This window comes from Alistipes finegoldii DSM 17242 (genome assembly GCF_000265365.1).
Taxonomy (GTDB): domain Bacteria; phylum Bacteroidota; class Bacteroidia; order Bacteroidales; family Rikenellaceae; genus Alistipes; species Alistipes finegoldii.
Genome location: NC_018011.1, coordinates 973505 through 993386 on the forward strand (window position 1 = coordinate 973505; position 19882 = coordinate 993386).

The following is a 19882-nucleotide window of genomic DNA, read 5'->3' on the forward strand; positions in this document are numbered from 1 at the left end:
GATTCCGCCCGAAGCTCCGGAGAGCCGGAGAACCGGAGAACCGGAAAGCCGGAGAGCCGACGGGGCGGAAGCGCCCCGGACAGCAGCCGTCCGCCACTACTTCTTGCGAACCACGCGCACGGTGGACTGCGTGGCCTGCCGCACGAAGACCTGCGGGCCGCGGGCGTACTTGCGCCACAACTCGTCGGTATAGCCGCGCACGGTCAGCAACTCCATATTCTCGGCCTTCATCACGTCGAAGCCCGCTTCGCGCAGCGCCTCGATCGCTTCGTCGATGTGCCACGAGTTATCGACGCACAGGCTCAGGTTCACGGCCGAGTTGTGGATCAGATTGGTCTTGATGCGGAAACGCTCCAGCAGCGAGAAGATCGTGGCGAACTTCTCCTCCAGCACGAACGAGAAGTCGCGCGAACGGATCGTCAGCAGCACCTGATCCTTCTTGAGAATCAAGATCGGCACCTCGACCGGCGCCGACATGCCGCGAATCACGGTGCCCGGTTTGCGCTTGTCGCCGAAAGGCCGCACGTAAAGCGGAATATTCTTGTTCTGCAGCGGTTTGATCGTCTTGGGATGGATGATCTGCGCGCCGCTGTAGGCCAGCTCGATCGTATCGAGGTAGTTCAGTTCGGCGATCTGCACGGCGTCGGGGAAAATCTTCGGATCGGCGTTCAGCACGCCGTCCACGTCCTTCCACACGGCCATCGACTCGGCGTCGAGGATATTGGCCACCACGGCCGCTGAGTAGTCCGAGCCTTCGCGCCCCAGCGTGGTGGTCGTGCCGTCGGGCGCACCGCCGATAAAGCCCTGTCCGACAAAGATATTCTCGACGCACTCGGCCAGCGCGCCCTTCAGCAGCGGCGCCGAAGCTTCGATATCGACCCCGGCGTCCTTGTGACGCTGCTCGGTGAGGAAACAGCGGCGCATGTCGATCCAGCGGTTCGACACTCCGGCATAGTTGAGATACTCCGAGATGATCGTCGTCGAGACCAACTCGCCGAAGGCCACGATCGTATCGTACCACAATTCGGCGTCGGAGGGTTTGTAAACCGTTTCCACGGCCACGCGCTCCAGCTCGTCGAAGAGCGCATCGACCCGTTCGAGCTGTTTATGGCCGCGCCACAAATCGTCGATGATGCCCGCATGGTACTCCCTCAGCGCGGCGACATGCTCCATGGAGAGCTGTTTGTCGCCCTTCTGAAGTCCTTCGAACACCTTTTCGAGCGCGTTGGTCGTCTTGCCCATGGCCGAAACGATGATGAAGAGATTCTGCTCGTCGTCGATAATCTTGCGCAGGTTGCGCACTCCGTCGGCATTACGCACCGACGCACCGCCAAATTTGTAAACCTTCATGTTATCTCTCTTTTTAACCTAACCTACCTTCTTTACCGTCCGAAGGCGACCGGCCGCCGGACTCCCGCGGCGGAACGCCGCGTCGAACGACCGCACCCCAACGCCTCACGCAGGAGGCGTTTGCCGCGGCGCGACAGGGCTTCCGCCCGGATCATTTCTGTTTTTTCACCTCTTTGTAAGGCACTCCGATATTCTGGAACAGGAACGAATAGGTGTCCGCCTCCTCGGCGATACGTTTGGAGGTGGGTTTGCCCGCCCCGTGGCCCGCATTCGACTCGATGCGGATCAGCACCGGCGCATCGCCGGCCTGACAGTGCTGCATCTGGGCGGCGAACTTGAACGAGTGCGCCGGCACGACGCGGTCGTCGTGGTCGGCCGTCGTCACGAGCGTCGCGGGGTATTTCACACCCTCGCGGATGTTGTGCAGCGGCGAATATTTATAAATGTAGTCGAACTGCTCCTCGTTTTCGCTCGATCCGTACTCCACGGCCCAGCCCCAGCCGATCGTGAATTTGTGGTAGCGGAGCATGTCCATCACGCCCACGGCGGGCAGGCAGACGGCATAGAGGTCGGGACGCTGCACCTCGCAGGCGCCGACCAGCAGGCCGCCGTTCGAACCGCCCGCAATGGCGAGCTTGTCCGACGAAGTGTATTTTTCGGCGATCAGGTACTCGGCCGCGGCGATGAAGTCGTCGAAAACGTTCTGCTTGTTTTCGAGCATGCCCGCCTTGTGCCACGCTTCGCCGTACTCCGAGCCGCCGCGCAGGTTGGCCACGCAGTAGATGCCGCCCTGCTCGACGAACATCATGGCCGAGGGCCTGAACGCGGGCGTCTGGTTGATCTGGAAGCCGCCGTAGGCATAGAGGTAGCAGGGATTCCCGCCGTCGAGTTTCATATCCTTGCGGCGGGTGATGAACATCGGCACCTTCGTGCCGTCCTTCGAGGTGTAGAACACCTGTTCGGTCGTGAACAGCGAGGGATCGAAATTCACCGCGGGGGCTTTATAGAGCGTCGATGCGCCGCCGGCGATGTCGTATTTGTAGATCGTGGCGGGCGCGATGTAGTTGGTCAGCGAATAGTAAAGCTCCGTATCGTCCTTCTCGCCGTCGAAACCGCTCACCGTGCCGATGGCCGGAAGTTCGACCTCGCGTACTAGTTTTCCGTCGAAACCGTACTGGCAGACCTTGCTCTGCGCATGTTCGAGGTAGGTGGCGAAAAGATACCCTCCGGCCGAGCCGACGCCCTCCAGCAGTTTCCCGCCGCTTTCGGGAATCACGGTCGAAACCTTCGACGGGTCGTTCAGGTCCACCTTCATCAGCGCGTAGTTCGACGCGTCGCGGTTGGTCACGTAATAGAGCTGGCCGTCCCGGCACTCGACGGGCGCATAGTCGGCGTCGAAGCCCGGCAGCAAGGTGCGGAATTTCGGTTCGGAGACCTTTTTATAGAGCACTTCCGTACCCGACGTACCCTCCGAAGCCACGATGAAGAGCCACTGCCCGTCCTTGCTGGGCCACGGGCTGAAATAACGCAACGGATGCTCCGCGTCGGCATAGACCAGCCTGTCGGCCGACTGCGGCGTACCGAGACGGTGGTAGTAGACCTTCTGAAACTGGTTCTGCGACGAGAAAACGCCCTTCTGAGGAGCGTCGTACGCACTGTAATAGAATCCTTTGGAATCGGGCGCCCACTCGGCTCCCGAAAACTTCACCCAGTTGATCCGGTCCGAAGTCAGCGTACGGTCGGCAGTGTTCATCACACGGATTTCGACCCAGTCCGAACCCGATGCGGCGACCGAGTAGGCGCAGTATTTGCCGTCCTTGGAGAAGGTCACGCCCGAAAGGGCCACCGTACCGTCTTCCGAGAGCGTATTGGGGTCGATGAACACTTCGCCCTCCCCGCCCGGCTGCACGGTGTGGTAGAGCACCGACTGGTTCCGCAGTCCGTCGTTGTAGAAATAATACCATGCGTCGCCGTGTTTGGCCGGAATACCCTCTTTGGGATAGTTCCACAATTCGGTCAGCCGTTCGCGGATCGCGCCGCGGAACGGAATCTGCGACAGGTAATCCTGCGTCACAACGTTCTGGGCCTTCACCCACGCCGCCGTCGCCTCGGAATTGTCGTCTTCGAGCCAGCGGTAGGGATCGGGAACCTCCGTACCGAAATAATTATCGGTCACGTCGGTGCGCTCCGTCCGGGGATAGGGCATGTGTTTTATCTGTTTCATATCGTTGCAGCCTGTCAGTATCGCCGCGGCGCCCGCGAGGGCCGCCGCCATGCGCGGTAATCTCATCATAACTATACGGTTTGGGTATATATCGGGGCAAAGTTAGGAAAAAATAAGATAGTTCGGCCTGCGGATCGAAGTTTTTGCGTAACTTTGGCTTGCAAAAACACTCGGAAAATTATGTACAGCGAACTGAAAGAGATAATCGGGCAGGCTTGGGAAAACCGCGAGCTGCTCAAGGAGGAGTCCGTGCGGCAGGCCGTGCGGCAAACCGTCGAACTGGTGGACAAGGGGGAGCTGCGCACGGCGCAGCCCGTAGATCCGGAGAAAAGCCAGTGGCAGGTGAACGAATGGGTCAAGAAGGCCATCATCCTCTATTTCCCGATCCAGCCCATGCGCAAAATGGAAGCGGGCGAGCTGGAGTGGTACGACAAGATGGAGCTCAAGCACGGCTACGAACAGCTGGGCGTGCGCGCCGTGCCCCACGCCGTGGCCCGTTACGGCGCCTACATCGCTCCCGGAGCGATCCTCATGCCCTCGTACGTCAATATCGGCGCCTACGTGGACACGGGCACGATGGTCGATACGTGGGCCACGGTCGGCTCCTGCGCGCAGATCGGCAGACACGTCCACCTTTCGGGCGGCGTGGGCATCGGCGGAGTGCTGGAACCCGTACAGGCCGCACCCGTAATCATCGAGGACAACTGCTTCATCGGTTCGCGTTCGATCGTGGTCGAAGGCGCGCACGTCTGCCGCGAGGCGGTGCTCGGCTCGAACACCGTCATCACGGGTTCGACCCACATCATCGACGTCACCGGACCGGAGCCCGTCACCTACAAAGGCTACGTTCCGCCGCGCTCGGTGGTCGTTCCCGGCAGTTACCGCAAACAGTTCCCGGCAGGCGAATACAGCATCACCTGCGTCCTGATCATCGGCCAGCGCAAGGAATCGACCGACAAGAAGACCTCGCTGAACGACGCCCTGCGCGACTTCGGCGTGTCCGTCTGATCGCGTCGCCCTCCCGAAAATCCCACCCACGACAAAATGAATAATTCATGATCTACCGTATCGACGAAACCACCTCGACCAACGACGAGGCCCGCGACGCGAAATACCGCCACGGCGACATCGTCTGGGCCGAACGGCAGACCGCCGGACGCGGCCAGCGGGGACATACGTGGACCAGCCCCGAAGGTGAAAACCTCACCTTCTCGATGGTGCTCGAACCCCGGTTCCTTCCCGTCGGGGAGCAGTTCCTGCTCTCCGAAGCCGTGACGCTGGCCCTCACGGACACCTTCGCCGCCTACGGCATCGACACCCGCATCAAGTGGACCAACGACATCTACGTCGGAGACAGGAAACTGGTCGGCATCCTGATCGAACACAACCATGCGGGAGCCTCCCTCTCCCGCACGATCGCCGGCATCGGCATCAACGTCAACCAGACGGCGTTCGACCCCGCGCTGCCCAACCCCGTCTCCCTCGCGCAGGCCGGGGGCCGCAAGTTCAACCGCAGCCGGCTGCTCGAAACCTTTCTGGTCCGCTGCCTGCGGCGTTACGCCCAGCTCGAACGGGGCGAAAAGGAGACCCTCCAGCACGCCTACCGCGAACGAATGTACCGGCTGGGCGAACAGCACCCCTACCGGCTGCCCGACGGCACGCTGTTTCAGGCCGCGATCGAAGGCGTGCTTCCCTCCGGCGAACTGATCCTGCGCCATGCCGACGGCACGCGGCACGAATACCTGTTCCGCGAAATCGAATTCGTGATCGCCGGAAAACAAGAGAACGCCGGCCCCGCAGAGAAATGAATTTCCGCCCCGCCGACGGAATATGTTTTTAATTGAAGATGAATATACTGATCGTTTGCAATCACTTCTATCCCCACAACCGCATCGCCGCATTCAGGCTCAACGCCTTCGCCCGGTATTTCCGGGAGGCGGGACATTCGGTGACCGTCATAACCGAAGGGGACCGCGATGAAACGGTGATGTGGAACGGCTGCGAGGTCCACTATGTAAAAGACCCGGTGATAACCTCGTCGAAACAGGAATCCCTCCTGCAGCGCAGAAAGAAATGGGCTTTCAGACGCATATTGTCGGCCCTGCAGTTCCGGCTGTTCCTCGATTACAAACGGATATGGCAGTTCAAAGCCAGCAAGAAGGCGCGAAAACTCGCAAAAAGCCGGCGGTTCGATGTCGTATTAAGTTCATACGGTCATCTCTCTTCGCACCGGATCGCATACAGGCTGCACAGAAAAACGCCGTTTTACTGGATCGCCGACATGCGCGACGAGATGTCGAAGTGGCCTTGGCTCCTGCCGATAAACAGCCGGCGGCTCCTCTTCTACGAGCGCAGAATACTCAAGGATGCGGACCTGATCCTGTCGGTATCCGCACCCCTTGTCGAAGATTTCAAACAAATCGGCGGAGGGATCGACAAGGTTATCGAGATAACGAACGGGTACGATTACGAAGAGGTGCACGACGTCTCTTTTCAGCCCGTCTACACCATGGCGTTCATCGGCCATTTTTACAATTCGATCACTCCGGACAAATGGTTCGGAGCCTTCTCCGAACTGGTTGCCGAGGGAGCGCTTCCCTCCGACAGCCGCATCCTCATCATAGGAAACACCTCGCCGCTGGCCGTTCCCGAAAACATCAGGCAGAACGTATTCCAGATCCGGCAGGTCGATCACGACGAAGCCATCAGGAAATCGCTGGAGACCGACACGCTGGTCGTCGTGCATCCCAAAGGACGGAAAGGCGTCTACACGGGCAAGCTGTTCGACTACCCCGCCACCAACAAACCGATCCTCGCCATCTGCGATCCCGACGACGTCATCGCCGACCTGCTGGAGGAGACGCGCGCGGGTTTCACCGCGGACGAAACGGACAACGAGCAGGTCAAGCGGATGATCCTGCGCTGCTATTCCATCTGGAAGAACAAGGAGGTGCTGCCCCGCGACTGGGACAAGATACGGCAGTACAGCCGGAAGAATCAGGTCGGCCGGCTGCTCGAATATCTGGCAGGGCAGGAAGCCCTGAAACAGCACTGACGCCGATGCCGGGCCGGCCCGGCATCGGAATCTCCGCCCCTAACCGAAATCCGGCGCTCCGCTCCGGCAGTCGAAAACGCGAGACGGCGGCCGAAAACGGGAAGCCGCGAAGCCCTTACGTCCGGTTCGGCCGCAATTTCGCGAGCACCGGTCCGAGCAACTCCATATAGCGGATTCCGGCCCGCTGCGCAAACGGCAGGTACAACGACAGATAGACGGCAAAGCCCACCGAAACGACGACAAGATGATGCGTCATCCCGGTCAGCAAGACAGCCAGCCTGGCCGCCGTGCAGGCCGCGGCCGATACGAGCAGCACGATCGTCAGCATCCTCCACGGCATTAGCCCCGCAAGCGAAGTGCCCAGCACGCGGGCGGTGGTCGTCATCAGCAGGAACAGACAGAAAAACGTACAGCCCGTGGCAATGGCCGCAATAGCCCAAAGGGACGGAAACACCATGACGCACCAGAGTTCGAGACCGACGATGAGCAGAGCGGTGACAAGGTGCGCACGGGCAAAGGCTTTTCCCCGCCCCAGTGCAAACAGGACGGGGGCGTAGGGCATGATACGCGCCAGATTGACGAGGGTGACGATCCGGAACAGGCCGGCCGCTTCCCGATACCCCTCCCCATACAGCAGACAGATGATCTCAGGAGCGAAAACGCAGCAGAATACGGACAACGGATAAATGATCGCCGAGGACTTGAGGACAGCCGCCTGCCACAACCGGACAAACTGCCCGCCGTCGGCCCCTTCCACCGACATCCTCGAAAATTCCGGCAGCAGCACACCGGCCGCAGCACCGATAATCATTCCGGCCAGCGGAAGTTCGCGGTATCCGTTGGCGAACAGGGCGAAATCCTCGACGCCCAAATAGCGGCTTACGAGGAACTGGCTCGCCGAACCGATCACGAATCCGTACATACTCGAAGCAAACACCGGCATCGAAAACCGGAGCAGCTCCCGGACCGTCAGCCGGCTCTTCACCGGAGATACATTGCGGAACGGCACGGACGACAACTTCAGCCCGGCAACGCATGTGACCAGCGACGCGAGGACGAAACCGGCGACCGTTCCCGACACCCCCGCGTCAAAAACCACGACCGGAAGCACGACGCATGCAATCATGAAGGCACGGCTTATCAGCACATAGCCGGCCACGAGGTGCGCCTTGCCGTAGACGACCAGAATATTCTCCCCCCCCAAGACCGGCATCAGCAGCATGGGCGCCGCGGCAAACAGCCTCAACGGCTCGGCCAGCAGCGGATTGCCGAGCACTCCGGCTATGGCGGCGGCCTGCCAAAGCAAAATGCACGAAAAAACGGACGCAAGAAGCAGAAACAGCCCGTTCAGTTTGCGGACGATATCCCTCCCCTCCTCCGGCGACACGCGGGCGAGGTAATAGGAGTACGCTTTGGGAAGTCCCAGCGAAAAGACGACCAGCAGGGTGTTATAGACGTACAGCACCTGACTGTAAGTACCGTACTCCGACGTGGTCATGTAACGGCAGAGCACCGCCTGCATGACCAGCGTCACGCTCAGCGACAACAGATTGGCCAGCGCCAGCCACAAGGCCTGCAGCGTGCGGCTTCTGCCAGCATTTCCGATCAGAGGGGTGGAGTTCTGTTTCATGCCTCGTACCGTATGGCCCGGCGGCCCGTTTTACAGGCTCCAGTATCCGAGCGATTTGATCCGGCCCTTATAGAGTCCGCGAATGTCGCCCAACAGGGCCGCCCCGCGGGAGATGGAGCGGAAATAAGCGTCGTCGAGTCCGCGGTACTCGTCGTGCGCCACGGCCACGACAATCAGGTCGTAAGGCGGCCGGAGGGCCGGCACCGGCCGAATTCCGTACATGGCATAAACCTTATCGGGATCGGCATGGGGATCGGTCACATCCACACTCATCCCCTCACGCTCCAGCAGTCCGACCATCTCGGCGATCCGGGAGTTGCGTATGTCGTCGATGTTTTCCTTGTAGGTGACGCCCATCAGCAAAGCCCTTGCGCCGCGGCCGTCGCTTCCCATGGCCCCAAGCAGCGACCGCACCACGTACGCCGCCATGCCGTCGTTCACGGCGCAGCCCGAACTCGTGACGGGCATCTCGACCCCCAGCTTTGAAGCGGCCGATACAAGATAGAGCGGATCGACCGGAATGCAATGTCCGCCGCCCAGTCCCGGTCTGTACTTTACGAAATTCCATTTGGACGAAGCCATATCGATGACCTCGCCCATATCTATTCCCATGCGCGAGAACAGCCGCTGCAATTCGTTCATCAGGGCGATGTTGACACTGCGCTGCACGTTCTCCGTCATCTTGGCCGCTTCGGCCACCCGGATGCCCGACGCCCGGCAGAGATCGGCCGCCACGACCTCCGCGTATACGCGCGCGACCTCGTCCAGCGCCTGCCCGTCGTTCGCCGACACGATTTTGGCGGTGTTCGAGAAGGTATGCTCCGAATCGTTGGGATTGATGCGTTCGGGCGAGTAGCCCACCTTGAAATCCGCACCGAGTTTCAGCCCGGAGCCTTTTTCGAGCAGCGGCACGCACACCTCCTCGGTGCATCCGGGGTAGACCGTGGATTCATACACGACATAATCGCCCCGCTTCAGATAGCGCGCTACGGTGCGCGTGGCCTCGACAAGACAGGTCAGATCGGGATTCTTGCGCTCATCGACCGGGGTGAGCACCGTGACGATATAAAATGCGGCCCGCGACAACTCCTCTTCCAAAGAGGTGAAACGGATGCTCCCGCAGCCGGCGCCGTACTTTTCACGCAGTTTTTCGATACGGCGGGCATCCATATCGTACCCCACCACATCGAAACACCGGGCAAACCTCAGCGCTACGGGCACGCCTACATATCCCAGCCCGATCACGGCCAGCGACGTTTCCCGACCGGTCAGCCGATCATATATCATCTTCTTCATAGACACATTCATTGACCTTGCGATAACTGCGTCCCGACTCCGGGCACACGGCCCTGCCGGCTTCGTCGAATTCCAGCCTGTGCCCCAAGCGGCTCATCCATCCGACCACGCGTGCGGGCACCCCCTCAACGAGGGCATGATCGGGGACCGAATGCGTAACGACCGCCCCGCGCCCACGAAGGCGTACCGGCCGATCTCGACCCCGCATACGACGGTGGCATTGGCCCCGACGGTGGCGCCCCGGCGCACGCGGGTGGTTTTATACTGCTCCCTGCGCGAGATCTCGCTTCGGGGATTCTTGACGTTGGTGAATACGCACGAAGGGCCCAGAAAAACATAATCCTCGCAGATCACGCCCGAATAGATCGACACGTTGTTCTGCACCTTTACCTGACGGCCCAGTATCACGTCCGCGGCGACCATGACATTCTGTCCGATATTGCACGCCGGTCCCAGCACGGTTCGGTATTTGTAGGTAACGGAATATGCAGGAAAGAGTAAATATCATGTTTACAGGTATTTAATTCCCTGTTCTGCATCTGTTCCGAGCAATAAAATTGCAGAATCGGGCAGGATTAACGGTGAGTTGTGTTACTTATCCGTTACCTGCCCGAAATGCTTTTGTTTGCATTAAGGCGTTTGTTTTCAGTTTGTTGCATCGGATTTCCGCATAACAAATAACTTGACTTAACGTTTAACCCATCCACAAAGTTCAAGTTATTATGCAACGCAGCACTTTCAAAGTCCTTTTCTATGTAAAAAGGCAGTCGGAAAAACACGGTCAGGTTCCCGTTATGGGCCGTATCACCATCAATGGCACGATGTCGCAGTTCAGCAGCAAACTCTCCGTTCGTTCCAGCCTTTGGGATGCCAAAGCCAACAAAGCCTCCGGCAGAAGTCTTGAAGCCCAGCGTCTCAATGAAAAGTTGGAGAACATCAAGACCAATATCGGCAAGCAGTACCAACGTCTCTGCGACCGTGATTCATACGTTACGGCCGAAAAGGTCCGCAACGCTTTCCTCGGTATGGGTGACGACTGCCGCCTGCTGTTGCAGACCTTCGACGAATATCTTGCAGATTTCCGCAAGCGCGTGGGCAAAGACCGCGCTTATTCCAGTTATGAGGACTACTGCAAACGCCGCCGGCGTCTGGCCTCCTTCCTCGAATACGAGTACCGCGTCAAGGACATTGCGTTCAAAGAGCTGAAGCGGGATTTCATCGAAAAGTTTGTGGTCTACCTCTCCTCGGTACAAGGGATGCGCTCCGGGACGATCCATTCTACGCTCAAGAAATTGAAGCTGATGACCTACACGGCGTATAAGAACGGCTGGATTGCCGCCGATCCTTTCGCAGGGTTCTATGTCAAAGCGGAATACGCTGAACGACGTTATCTATCCGCTTCGGAATTGCAGGCCGTGATGGATGTCAGGCTCCCCAACTACCGAACGGGCATCAACCGTGACGCCTTCGTCTTCTGCGCCTTTACGGGTTTGAGCCATGCGGACGTAGTGAAACTCACCCACGCGGACATCCATACGGACGATAACGGGGAGCGCTGGATTATCGACAGGCGTCAGAAAACAGGTACGCAGTTCCGTGTCAAACTGCTTCCCGTTGCCGAAATGCTTTACGAGCGTTATAAGGATATGCATCTCTCAGGCGACCGGGTCTTTCCGCTCAAAGGCACTTATAATACGCTGAACATGTCCTTGCGGCATGTTGCCAGACATGCCGGTCTGTCGTTCAACCCGACGATTCATATGGCGCGTCATACCTTTGCCACGACGGTCACGCTTACGCAAGGCGTGCCTCTGGAAACGGTCAGCAAGATGCTGGGGCACAAACGGATCACCACGACCCAAATCTATGCTAAGATCACCAATGATAAAATCGGACAGGATATGGCGGCATTAAGCGAGAAACTCAGCAGCGTCTTCAAGGTCGCACGGTAATGGCCTCCTATCTTACAGCTAATTCGATTCCCGATCTTACTTCGTCAATAGCAGGGTAATTTTCGATGTAAGTTTTCCCGCCGGCAGGGAATTTATCGTCAGAGATGGAAATATGCAAGGCCATGCGAATCGCCCGAGGGGCGAGCCTTGCATATTTCCATCCCCGGCGTTTTGCTGGTCGCATGTAGATTTGCAGCGTGATGTAATCACAGGTAATTTCGATATGGAGTCGCAGTGAACCGGGGCTTGTCGTAAGCTTTGAGGCTTGGCGGTAGATTTGGACTGCGACTCCATTAACCAGAGAGAATGGCTGTTTAGAATTGTAGGTTTGAAGACCTGGTACATGTGATAGCATACGACTCTCACAAAACTAACAAGTTATGCACTATTTGTATTATGTGGGTCTGGATGTGTCGAAAGAGACTTTCGATGCGTCTTTGGTCGCCTTCGAGGATGCAAACGAGATGGCTCACCGCAAATTCGCCAACTCCCGAAAAGGGATCTGCTCGTGTCTGCACTGGGTTGAGAAGCGGCATGGTATTCGGCTCGACGATGTGATTTTCTGCGCCGAGGATATGGGGAGCTACATATCCGAGATGGCGGTTTGTGCTTCCGACAGGACGCTGAATTTCAATTTTTCACTGATCTCGCCGTTGGTAATCAAGTATTCGATGGGTATTGCCCGTGGCAAAACAGACAGAGTGGATGCCCGGCGTATCGCCGAGTATGCGATCACTCACTATCGGAAGATAGCCCTTTATCTGCCGGCAGAGAAGGAACTGTGTCAGTTGCGCACATGGCTGATCTTAAGGGCTCATCTGGCAAAACAACGTGTAGCGAAACTGGTGTTGCTCGAAAAATTAGACTACAAAGAGAAATTCGCGGATGTATCTATTCAACGTTCCATGCTCCAGGAGGAGATCGCGTATGCAGAAACTCATATGAAAACCATCGAACGGGAAATGAAGGAACTGATAGCCGCCGACAGCAACATTTGCCGGAACTACAAGCTGCTGACCAGCATCAAAGGTGTAGGGCCGATCACGGCCATTGTGATGCTCTGTTCGACGCTTAATTTCACCAAAATCACAGACCACCGCAAGTTTGCCTGCTATTGCGGGCTGGCTCCGTTCGAACATAGCTCCGGCACAAGCGTTCGCGGGGGATGCCACACATCGAGCATGGCGAATCGAGACATTAAAGTACAACTGAACCGCAGTGCACTGATTGCCATCAGGTGTGATCCGCAACTAAAGGCATATTACGAACGCAAAGTGGCTGAAGGTAAACATAAATTCAGCGTCCTGAATGCTGTGAGGGCCAAAATCGCCGCCAGATGCTTTGCCGTCGTAAGGCGTGGAACACCATATGTAGCGTTGCAGATATAATCCGGCATACATATCTGCCATTCGATAAGATTTTGAGATCATTCAAAATCTCAAAATCTTATTGTCGGAACAGTCCGTCTAATTGGGAGCCGAACCTACTCATAATTAATGTATTGTCATTTCCGTACTCCGCAAATTAACGATTCTGACTATGGGATGCAAGGCTATACAAGCGCTTCGCGGCCTTGCATCCCATAACCAGAATCATTTTGCTAAACGCTACGACAAAAAATGACAATTTCCGGGCATGAAACTTTTTGCAGCTTTTATTTGGTTTTATCTTAGAATTCTACCGTCGGAAAAGGCGACATTCTGCGGCTCCTGACGATCCGGTTCTGATGTTCAGCCGCGATCGGCGGATTTCATCCCGTCCTGTGATCTGCCGTCGAAATTCCTCTGCTTTTTCAAAACGGCCGTCTTTTATTTTTCTTTTCATGGAGATAATTCAGCTCGTCGCTATAAATGTCCATGACAAAGCGCAGCATATTGTCGACCAAAGCCGTAAGCCTTGTGCTTTCATTCCCCAACAGGTGGAGGATTTCCGACACTTTGCGCTTGGTTTGCGCACTGACATAAATCGCCGAGCGGTTACGGCAATCTACCGGAGCGAAGAAGGTGCGTTCGAAATCCGGCAGTATGATCTTTTTCCGTCGGAATCCAGCAGGCTCCTTTACAGTAGTCGTTTGGGTGTCGACATTTGTTTTTTCAGCAGTTGGTGCCGATGTGTTTCCCTCGGGAGCGTCCGTATTTTCCTCTTCCGGCTCGGGAATCCTACGGACGACTTTCGAGTCCAAAGGAGCTTGTCCGGCGATCATCTGACGCATCAACTCCTCATCGACTTCGATACGGGGATGCTTCGGAAGGTTTGTTGCAGGTTTGTCAGTTTCTTTTAATGAATCCATGGTACAATGTTTTTGAGATTGAATATTCGTTATACGGTCATAAAGCTCGTGTGTTTGGTTTTATGTTTTAAACCATTCAAAATACCGTTTTCTGTTTAATACAGTTTATATCGGGATAATGAACGGAATAAGAAAACTTGCCTTTCATGCTGCAAGATACAACCGACAGAAATACCTCGATTCCGATGTCCGCTCACGACCGCTCCAGTCCGTTCGGCGGGCTTTTTTTTCGTACCGGACGGTTGTAATATTGCACCGGGAAAGACCTTGCCTCGGAAGCCGTAGCGGAGGAGTTTTCAAACTTTCGATAGCAGTTCTCCGGCGCGGCTTTTTCCCATCGCCAGATGGGAGCGAGCTGTACCTTTGTATGCCGAAAAACTTTTCGGCATACAAAAGGTGCTCGCTCTGCGAGGTTGGGTGGCGTTCCCGAGTCACGCCACTTAAACTACCAGATTGATGACAACCACGAAAAAGAGGATCGGACGCCCGACAACGACAGATCCCAGAGTCCACAGGTATAATTTCAAACTCACGACGGAAGAGAATATCCGCTTTAAGCAGATGCTTTGTAAGGCTGGACTGGAGCATAATCGGAGCCAATTTATCGTCAAAAGAATCTTCAACGAGGAGTTCGTCGTTATCAAACGCGACCGAAGATATAGTTCAAATTATTCAATTTCCCTGTTTTGAGTTCTTCAATCTTTGGTCATACATTGTTAAACAATTGAATTGATTTTGGAGTATCAAGCATGAAGTAAGACAGAGCTTTTATTGGTTTTAGAAACCGTTTATGACGTTCCGTCCCCATGCATTGCATCTTAAAGCTGAACTGTTCGTGAAGTCGAGTAGAGTCCATGTCCGCGACGATGGTTTTACAAGATGTAATTTTCACTTAAAGTTTTTTATTATGGTTTCCAGAGGTATCGATATCAGCAAGAGCAGTTTCGTAGCGGCTTATCCATCAACGAACGGCAACCCTACTAAGACTTTCCCTAACACAACCGCGAGAATGCGTGAGCTCATCGGTACGCTTGCTGTCGCTGAGCATCATTGCGTTATGGAAGCTACCAGCAATTACGGCTGCTGCTGTACCTGCTACATCAGAACGGTATTGCCGTCAGTTTTGCCCCCCCCAAAAAGCAGATCAAGCATTTTTCCCGAATGATGATGCCCGTTACCAAAACCGACGAAAAAGACGCCTACATGATCGCCATGTACGGGGAGAAGATGAATCCTCCCATCTACAAAATGCCCTCGCAGGCTACAATACGGATCCTTACCACCGAAGGGTTTACCTACTTTGACAATGCAAAGCAACTATCCCGCTTCATCGGAATATGTCCAACCTATCAACAATCAAGAACATCCGTAAATATCAGAGAACATATCAACCGGAATGACGATGAACGTCTGCGATCTTTACTCTATATTGCCTTTTGGACTGCCTTGCGTTACAATAGTCGGGAGTGTTATATCCGATTAAAGGCAAATGAAAAACCATTCAAAGTAGCTCTGATTGCTGTGACTAACAAACTCGTCAGGCCTGTTCTTACCATTACTACAATCAACTCAATATATCGATGGATTTGTCCCGGCTAAAAAATAATCTTCGGTTCTTTTTTTATCTTTTTACTTAATTATTTGCTTTTTAATACATTTCCTCATAAATATTCGTTGGCTTTGCCTGCTTCCACTTGGAAAATACGAATTTTGAAGAATTGAAGATTTATCTTAACTTTCGAAAAAATTTCATGCGACGTGCGATTTATTCCCTCCATCCTCCGGTCGTTTCCGTTCAATGTCATGTTGTACTTCGTCGGATTCTTATCTCCGCCGCTCCCCGCCGCTGCCGCCTCCTATGACCGAATCCAGACCCTCTCGATGGACGAAGGACTCCCGCACAGCGACGTAAATGCGATTACGCAAGATCGTGACGGCTATCTTTGGTTCGCGACATTCAGCGGGCTGAGTAAATACGACGGATACAGACTCCAAACCTTTCGGACCGACAATTCCGACCTCACCAGCGACCGGATACTCTGCCTATTCGTCGCCCGGGATTCGTCCCTTTATATCGGAACCGAATCCGGAGGGCTGAACCGTTACGATCCGGTGTCCGAAACGATATTTCCGGTCGCCGAAGAGCCGACAACCTCTGCAGACCAGGTGATCAACAACATTTTCGAAGATCGAAAAGGTACCGTATGGGTCTGTCGAAACGACGGATTGGGATACCTCACACTCCGAGGAGCAACCACTTATCTGCATGTCAAGAACCGATGGAGAGGATTCTACATACAGTGCGGAACCGCCTTGGATTCTTGCAGACTGCTACTGTCAACCGATGCCGGCCCCGTCATCTATAACCCCGAAACCGAGGAGATACAAAATATCCTCCGGGATGAAATCAAAACCCGCTGTTTCTCGATGCAGTCTTTCGCAGACGGCAAAATCGCGCTTTCCGGAGGATGGGGCGTTCGGATCTATGATCCGAAAACCGACGACCTACAGAGAATCTGCGACTTCTCATCCCGGGTCACGACGCAGGACAATCACGGAAACATCTGGGTCGGAAGTTTCAACCGGGGACTGTACAAATACGACCGGAATGGTATTAAGATTGTTCACTACCACCCCAAACTCCCCATTCCTCATGCCGTCAACTCCTTTGAGATCAGCGCACTGTTCGAGGATCGTTCCGGGGTGCTTTGGATCGGAACGATCGGCGGCGGCTTGAGTAGGCTCAATGTCGTCGAAAAACATATCGAATGCTATACCGAAGCGCAGGGCTTGTGTGAAAATCGGATCATCACGTTCCTCGAAGCCCGCGACGGAATACTTTGGGTCAGCACACATGGCGGCATCAATCTGTTTAATCGAAGTTCCGCAACTTTCCGGGAGCTGCGCATAAATGGATTGCCGAGCATCCAATTTGCAACCGTATCAGCCTTCTTTATGGCCGAAAACGGCGACATCTGGCTCGGAACGTGGGACAAAGGATTGTGGGTCATCGACAGCCGGGATATCGACCGGGCGATACAGACCGGTCAGGTCCGGGCCCGACAACTCAAACATCCGGTCATCGACGGGGAATTGTCCGTGTTCCGAATCGTTGAAGATCGCGACAGACACCTGTGGATCAGCTCGAACCGGGGATGTTTCGAATACATTCCATCCCACGGGGATTTCAAAACCGGGCAGTGGATCAACTATACCCACAACGGAGATGATCCCAATTCGTTATGCTCCAATTTCACGACGGACATCTACCCCGATACCGTCACCGACAATAAGACCATCTGGATCGGAACCCGCTCGGGGCTGAACCGAATCGTATTCGATGCCGACGGCAAGGCGAACTGCCAGCGAATCGAACTCGCCGCTACGAACGCCCGTGAACGGAAGGTGTGTAGTTCCGATGCCTTCATCTCGACGATTCACTGTGACCGGAAAGAGGGGGGGGGTCTTTGGATCGCAACGATCGGCGAAGGTCTCTTCCTTATGACCGAAGGTCGTTGCGGCGGGAAAACGCCCCGTTTCAGCTGTTTCGACACATCCAACTCCCGGTTCTTCAATAACGAACTGGAGAGCCTGCAGGAGGACGACCACGGAGCCTTCTGGATCGGCGGCTACGGAATCACCCGCTTCGATCCCCGGGATCACTCGATCCGGCATTTTACGGTAAAGGACCAATTGCAGAGCAACTCCTTCAAAATCTGGGCATCGTACAGACTCCGCAACGGCGAGATGGTTTTCGGAGGCGTAAAGGGGTTCAACATTTTCCATCCGGACAGCATCACCGACAACGACATCCGCCCGCGCACGGCCATCTCCCGGCTTAAGATTCGGAATCAGACCGTCTCGGCCGGAGATTCCGTTTGCGGACGCGTCGTCCTGCCGCGCGCCATCAACCGGCTCAACAAACTCGACCTCTCCTACAACTGCAACAACCTCACCTTCGAATTTTCGGCCTTCGCCTACGTCGATCCCAAGTACAATACCTATAAATATAGAATGGAGAATTTCGACACCGACTGGAACTACACCAGCGGACTGTCGCCTCAAGCCGTCTATACCAACTTGCGCCCGGGCAGCTACCGGCTGGTCGTATATGCCTCGAACGAAGACGGATACTGGTCTCAGGCCCCTGCGGTGCTCGAAATCACGATACGTCCGCCCGTCTATGCCACACGCTTGGCCTGGCTTTGCTACATTGCGCTAACCATCCTTTTTCTCTACAGATGGCACCGCCGTTCACTGCGAAAACTACAGGAGCGCCACCAGATAGAGCTCGAACGCAACAAATACTATGAAGAGCAGAAGAGCAGCGCCAACATGCTACAGTTCTATACCGATATCGCCCACGAGCTCAAGACGCCGCTCTCGCTGATTACAGCCCCGGTCGAAGAGCTGCTCTTGAATCCGCATATCGGGAAAACGACGCGCAACAGACTGGAACTCGTCAACCGCAATGCGGGGGCATTGAAGACCCTGCTGGAACAAATCCTCGACTTGCGCAAATACGAAAGCCACAAAATGGAACTCGCGGCTGTGCAAACCGATGCGTCGGAATTCCTCCGCGGTATAGCCGAACTGTTCAAGCCGTTGGCCGACCAACTTCAGATACAGTTCTCGCAGGAGATTCCGAACGATCCGCTCATACTCTGGATCGATCGTCGGAAAATGGAGATCGTTATCGCTAATTTGCTCTACAACGCATTCAAATACAGTCGGAAAAGTTCAGGGAAAGTGAATCTCGTCTGTGAAGAGCAACAGCTGTCGGTAACCATTTCGGTGGAAGATAATGGAATCGGAATAGCCCGGGATGAACAGTCCCGGATCTTCGAACGTTTTTACCAGGCTCGAAACAACAACTCGCCGCAAAAAAGCATCGGCATCGGACTCTCCCTGGTCAAGCATATCGTTACTCTGCATCATGGAGAAATTGAAGTCGCATCCGAATTGAACGTCGGTTCGCTCTTCCGGGTCCGGATCCCGAAGGGATGTGCGCACCTCGCTCCCGAACAGATCAAAGATTCCGACAAGGTCCCGGGTCGGCCATTTCAGAATCTCCCGATAGGGATGGATTCCGCGCTGTCGGACTTCGGTGACGATCAATTCGAATCGGAGATGGCGGCGGAAACCGCAATCGGGAACGATCGTGGAATGCAGTGCGGGCTCCTGGAAGAAAATACGCGCCACGGAGCAGCTGCATCTGATGGAAAAAGAGTTTCGATTCTCGTGGCCGAGGACAATACCGCCTTGCGGGATTATCTTCGAAGCGCGCTGGAGAACCGATACAACGTCTCGACGGCACGAAATGGAGAGGAGGCTTATTGTCAGGCAATCAATGAACAGCCCGATCTGGTGCTTACAGACATCGTCATGCCGGGAATGTCGGGAATCGAACTTTGCCGCAAAATCAAGGAGAATTCCCGGACTTCGGCAATCGGGGTCATTCTACTTACGGCCCACAATCTGCAGAACTACGAAGTATCCGGATACCGTGTCGGAGCCGACGCTTATGTAGCAAAACCGTTCTCCCTTGAAGTGCTCTTCTCCCGTATCGACAACCTTGTTGCCCGACAGAATAAAATCCACAAAAACAGTCAACCTATAAAGGAGATTCCCATTTCAGAAGTCGCTGTGGAGAAATCCGAAGATCTCTTCCTTGTCAAATGTACCGAAACCATCGAGACCGAAATAGCCGATCCGCGATTTGACGTCCTACAGCTTTGCCGCAAAATCGGCGTGTCACGATCGCAGCTCTACCGGCGTATTCTTGCCCTCACGGGGTTGACGCCCATACAATTCATTCGCAGCATCCGGCTAAAGCACGCTGCATCATTCCTTGCCCAAGACGGAACACTTCCTGTCAATGAGGTAATGTATCGCGTAGGGTACACCAATCTCAGCCACTTCGCCAAAATCTTCCATGAGGAATTCGGACTCTACCCCAAGGAGTTCGCCCTCCGGAACCGGAGCAAAACGGGAAAAGTGGACTCCGCGTCGGAAATCTTCTCCAAAAACGAGCCCGAGACGCAGAAATGACCCCGGACGATTTTCTCAAATAAATTAAAAAATA

General features: G+C 55.2%; 12 protein-coding genes and 2 pseudogenes. 8 read left to right on the top strand and 6 right to left on the bottom strand.

All coding sequences use genetic code 11. The features are described 5' to 3' along the window. Positions 1–96: 96 nt before the first annotated feature. Together ALFI_RS04475 and ALFI_RS04480 are read right to left on the bottom strand one after the other, a co-directional pair. A complete protein-coding gene (locus ALFI_RS04475; RefSeq protein WP_009598666.1) occupies positions 97–1350 on the bottom strand; it encodes an aspartate kinase in 1254 nt (417 codons plus the stop codon). 151 nt (positions 1351–1501) lie between these two features. Beyond that, positions 1502–3643 carry a prolyl oligopeptidase family serine peptidase gene (locus tag ALFI_RS04480; protein WP_014774938.1) on the bottom strand — a complete coding sequence of 714 codons (2142 nt, stop codon included), beginning with the start codon at positions 3641–3643 and terminating at the stop codon, positions 1502–1504. 111 nt (positions 3644–3754) lie between these two features. Here ALFI_RS04480 and ALFI_RS04485 point away from each other — a divergent pair, with 111 nt between their 5' ends. The 3 genes from ALFI_RS04485 to ALFI_RS04495 are packed head-to-tail and all read left to right on the top strand — an operon-like array spanning position 3755 to position 6629. After that, positions 3755–4582 (top strand): 2,3,4,5-tetrahydropyridine-2,6-dicarboxylate N-succinyltransferase, encoded by an 828-nt coding sequence (locus ALFI_RS04485; protein WP_014774939.1) that lies wholly within the window; start codon positions 3755–3757, stop codon positions 4580–4582. Positions 4583–4629: 47 nt separating this feature from the next. Next, positions 4630–5382 carry a biotin--[acetyl-CoA-carboxylase] ligase gene (locus tag ALFI_RS04490; protein WP_014774940.1) on the top strand — a complete coding sequence of 251 codons (753 nt, stop codon included), beginning with the start codon at positions 4630–4632 and terminating at the stop codon, positions 5380–5382. Between the two features lie 38 nt (positions 5383–5420). After that, entirely contained in the window at positions 5421–6629 is a 1209-nt protein-coding gene (locus ALFI_RS04495; protein ID WP_014774941.1) for a glycosyltransferase, read from the top strand. Positions 6630–6744: 115 nt separating this feature from the next. Here ALFI_RS04495 and ALFI_RS04500 read toward each other — a convergent pair whose 3' ends face one another. The 3 genes and pseudogenes from ALFI_RS04500 to ALFI_RS04510 form a co-directional block, all read right to left on the bottom strand. After that, complete coding sequence (locus ALFI_RS04500) at positions 6745–8259, bottom strand: oligosaccharide flippase family protein (protein ID WP_014774942.1); 1515 nt, start codon at positions 8257–8259, stop codon at positions 6745–6747. A gap of 30 nt (positions 8260–8289) precedes the next feature. Then, positions 8290–9555 (bottom strand): nucleotide sugar dehydrogenase, encoded by a 1266-nt coding sequence (locus ALFI_RS04505; RefSeq protein WP_014774943.1) that lies wholly within the window; start codon positions 9553–9555, stop codon positions 8290–8292. Next, a pseudogene (locus tag ALFI_RS04510) lies at positions 9536–10014 on the bottom strand (acyltransferase); the annotation flags it as partial. The gene ALFI_RS04505 and the pseudogene ALFI_RS04510, both read right to left, overlap by 20 nt. A 263-nt stretch (positions 10015–10277) precedes the next feature. On the opposite strand from ALFI_RS04510, the gene ALFI_RS04515 reads away from it, so the two are divergent. Beyond that, positions 10278–11507: a site-specific integrase gene (locus ALFI_RS04515; RefSeq protein ID WP_014774944.1), complete on the top strand. Its 1230-nt coding sequence runs from the start codon at positions 10278–10280 to the stop codon at positions 11505–11507. Between the two features lie 380 nt (positions 11508–11887). Then, positions 11888–12895, top strand: coding sequence for an IS110 family RNA-guided transposase (locus tag ALFI_RS04520; protein ID WP_014774945.1), 1008 nt, complete (start codon positions 11888–11890; stop codon positions 12893–12895). 404 nt (positions 12896–13299) lie between these two features. Here the strand turns inward: ALFI_RS04520 and ALFI_RS04525 are convergent, their stop codons facing one another. Further along, complete coding sequence (locus ALFI_RS04525; RefSeq protein WP_014774946.1) at positions 13300–13797, bottom strand: DUF3408 domain-containing protein; 498 nt, start codon at positions 13795–13797, stop codon at positions 13300–13302. 456 nt (positions 13798–14253) lie between these two features. On the opposite strand from ALFI_RS04525, the pseudogene ALFI_RS17345 reads away from it, so the two are divergent. The 3 genes and pseudogenes from ALFI_RS17345 to ALFI_RS04540 form a co-directional block, all read left to right on the top strand. Then, positions 14254–14448 (top strand): annotated as a pseudogene (locus ALFI_RS17345) (plasmid mobilization protein); the annotation flags it as partial. A gap of 399 nt (positions 14449–14847) precedes the next feature. Further along, positions 14848–15396 carry a transposase gene (locus ALFI_RS16440; RefSeq protein WP_227042898.1) on the top strand — a complete coding sequence of 183 codons (549 nt, stop codon included), beginning with the start codon at positions 14848–14850 and terminating at the stop codon, positions 15394–15396. 204 nt (positions 15397–15600) lie between these two features. After that, the gene (locus ALFI_RS04540; protein WP_208854103.1) at positions 15601–19848 is read left to right on the top strand and encodes a hybrid sensor histidine kinase/response regulator transcription factor; all 4248 of its coding nucleotides are present in this window, start codon (positions 15601–15603) and stop codon (positions 19846–19848) included. Positions 19849–19882: the final 34 nt, after the last annotated feature.

What these genes read in the sequence shown, in the direction of transcription:
- ALFI_RS04475 (WP_009598666.1), bottom strand. Translation starts at nt 1,350, where the DNA reads ATGAAGGTTTACAAATTTGGCGGTGCGTCGGTGCGTAATGCCGACGGA.
- ALFI_RS04480 (WP_014774938.1), bottom strand. Translation starts at nt 3,643, where the DNA reads ATGATGAGATTACCGCGCATGGCGGCGGCCCTCGCGGGCGCCGCGGCG.
- ALFI_RS04485 (WP_014774939.1), top strand. Translation starts at nt 3,755, where the DNA reads ATGTACAGCGAACTGAAAGAGATAATCGGGCAGGCTTGGGAAAACCGC.
- ALFI_RS04490 (WP_014774940.1), top strand. Translation starts at nt 4,630, where the DNA reads ATGATCTACCGTATCGACGAAACCACCTCGACCAACGACGAGGCCCGC.
- ALFI_RS04495 (WP_014774941.1), top strand. Translation starts at nt 5,421, where the DNA reads ATGAATATACTGATCGTTTGCAATCACTTCTATCCCCACAACCGCATC.
- ALFI_RS04500 (WP_014774942.1), bottom strand. Translation starts at nt 8,259, where the DNA reads ATGAAACAGAACTCCACCCCTCTGATCGGAAATGCTGGCAGAAGCCGC.
- ALFI_RS04505 (WP_014774943.1), bottom strand. Translation starts at nt 9,555, where the DNA reads ATGAAGAAGATGATATATGATCGGCTGACCGGTCGGGAAACGTCGCTG.
- ALFI_RS04515 (WP_014774944.1), top strand. Translation starts at nt 10,278, where the DNA reads ATGCAACGCAGCACTTTCAAAGTCCTTTTCTATGTAAAAAGGCAGTCG.
- ALFI_RS04520 (WP_014774945.1), top strand. Translation starts at nt 11,888, where the DNA reads ATGCACTATTTGTATTATGTGGGTCTGGATGTGTCGAAAGAGACTTTC.
- ALFI_RS04525 (WP_014774946.1), bottom strand. Translation starts at nt 13,797, where the DNA reads ATGGATTCATTAAAAGAAACTGACAAACCTGCAACAAACCTTCCGAAG.
- ALFI_RS04540 (WP_208854103.1), top strand. Translation starts at nt 15,601, where the DNA reads ATGTTGTACTTCGTCGGATTCTTATCTCCGCCGCTCCCCGCCGCTGCC.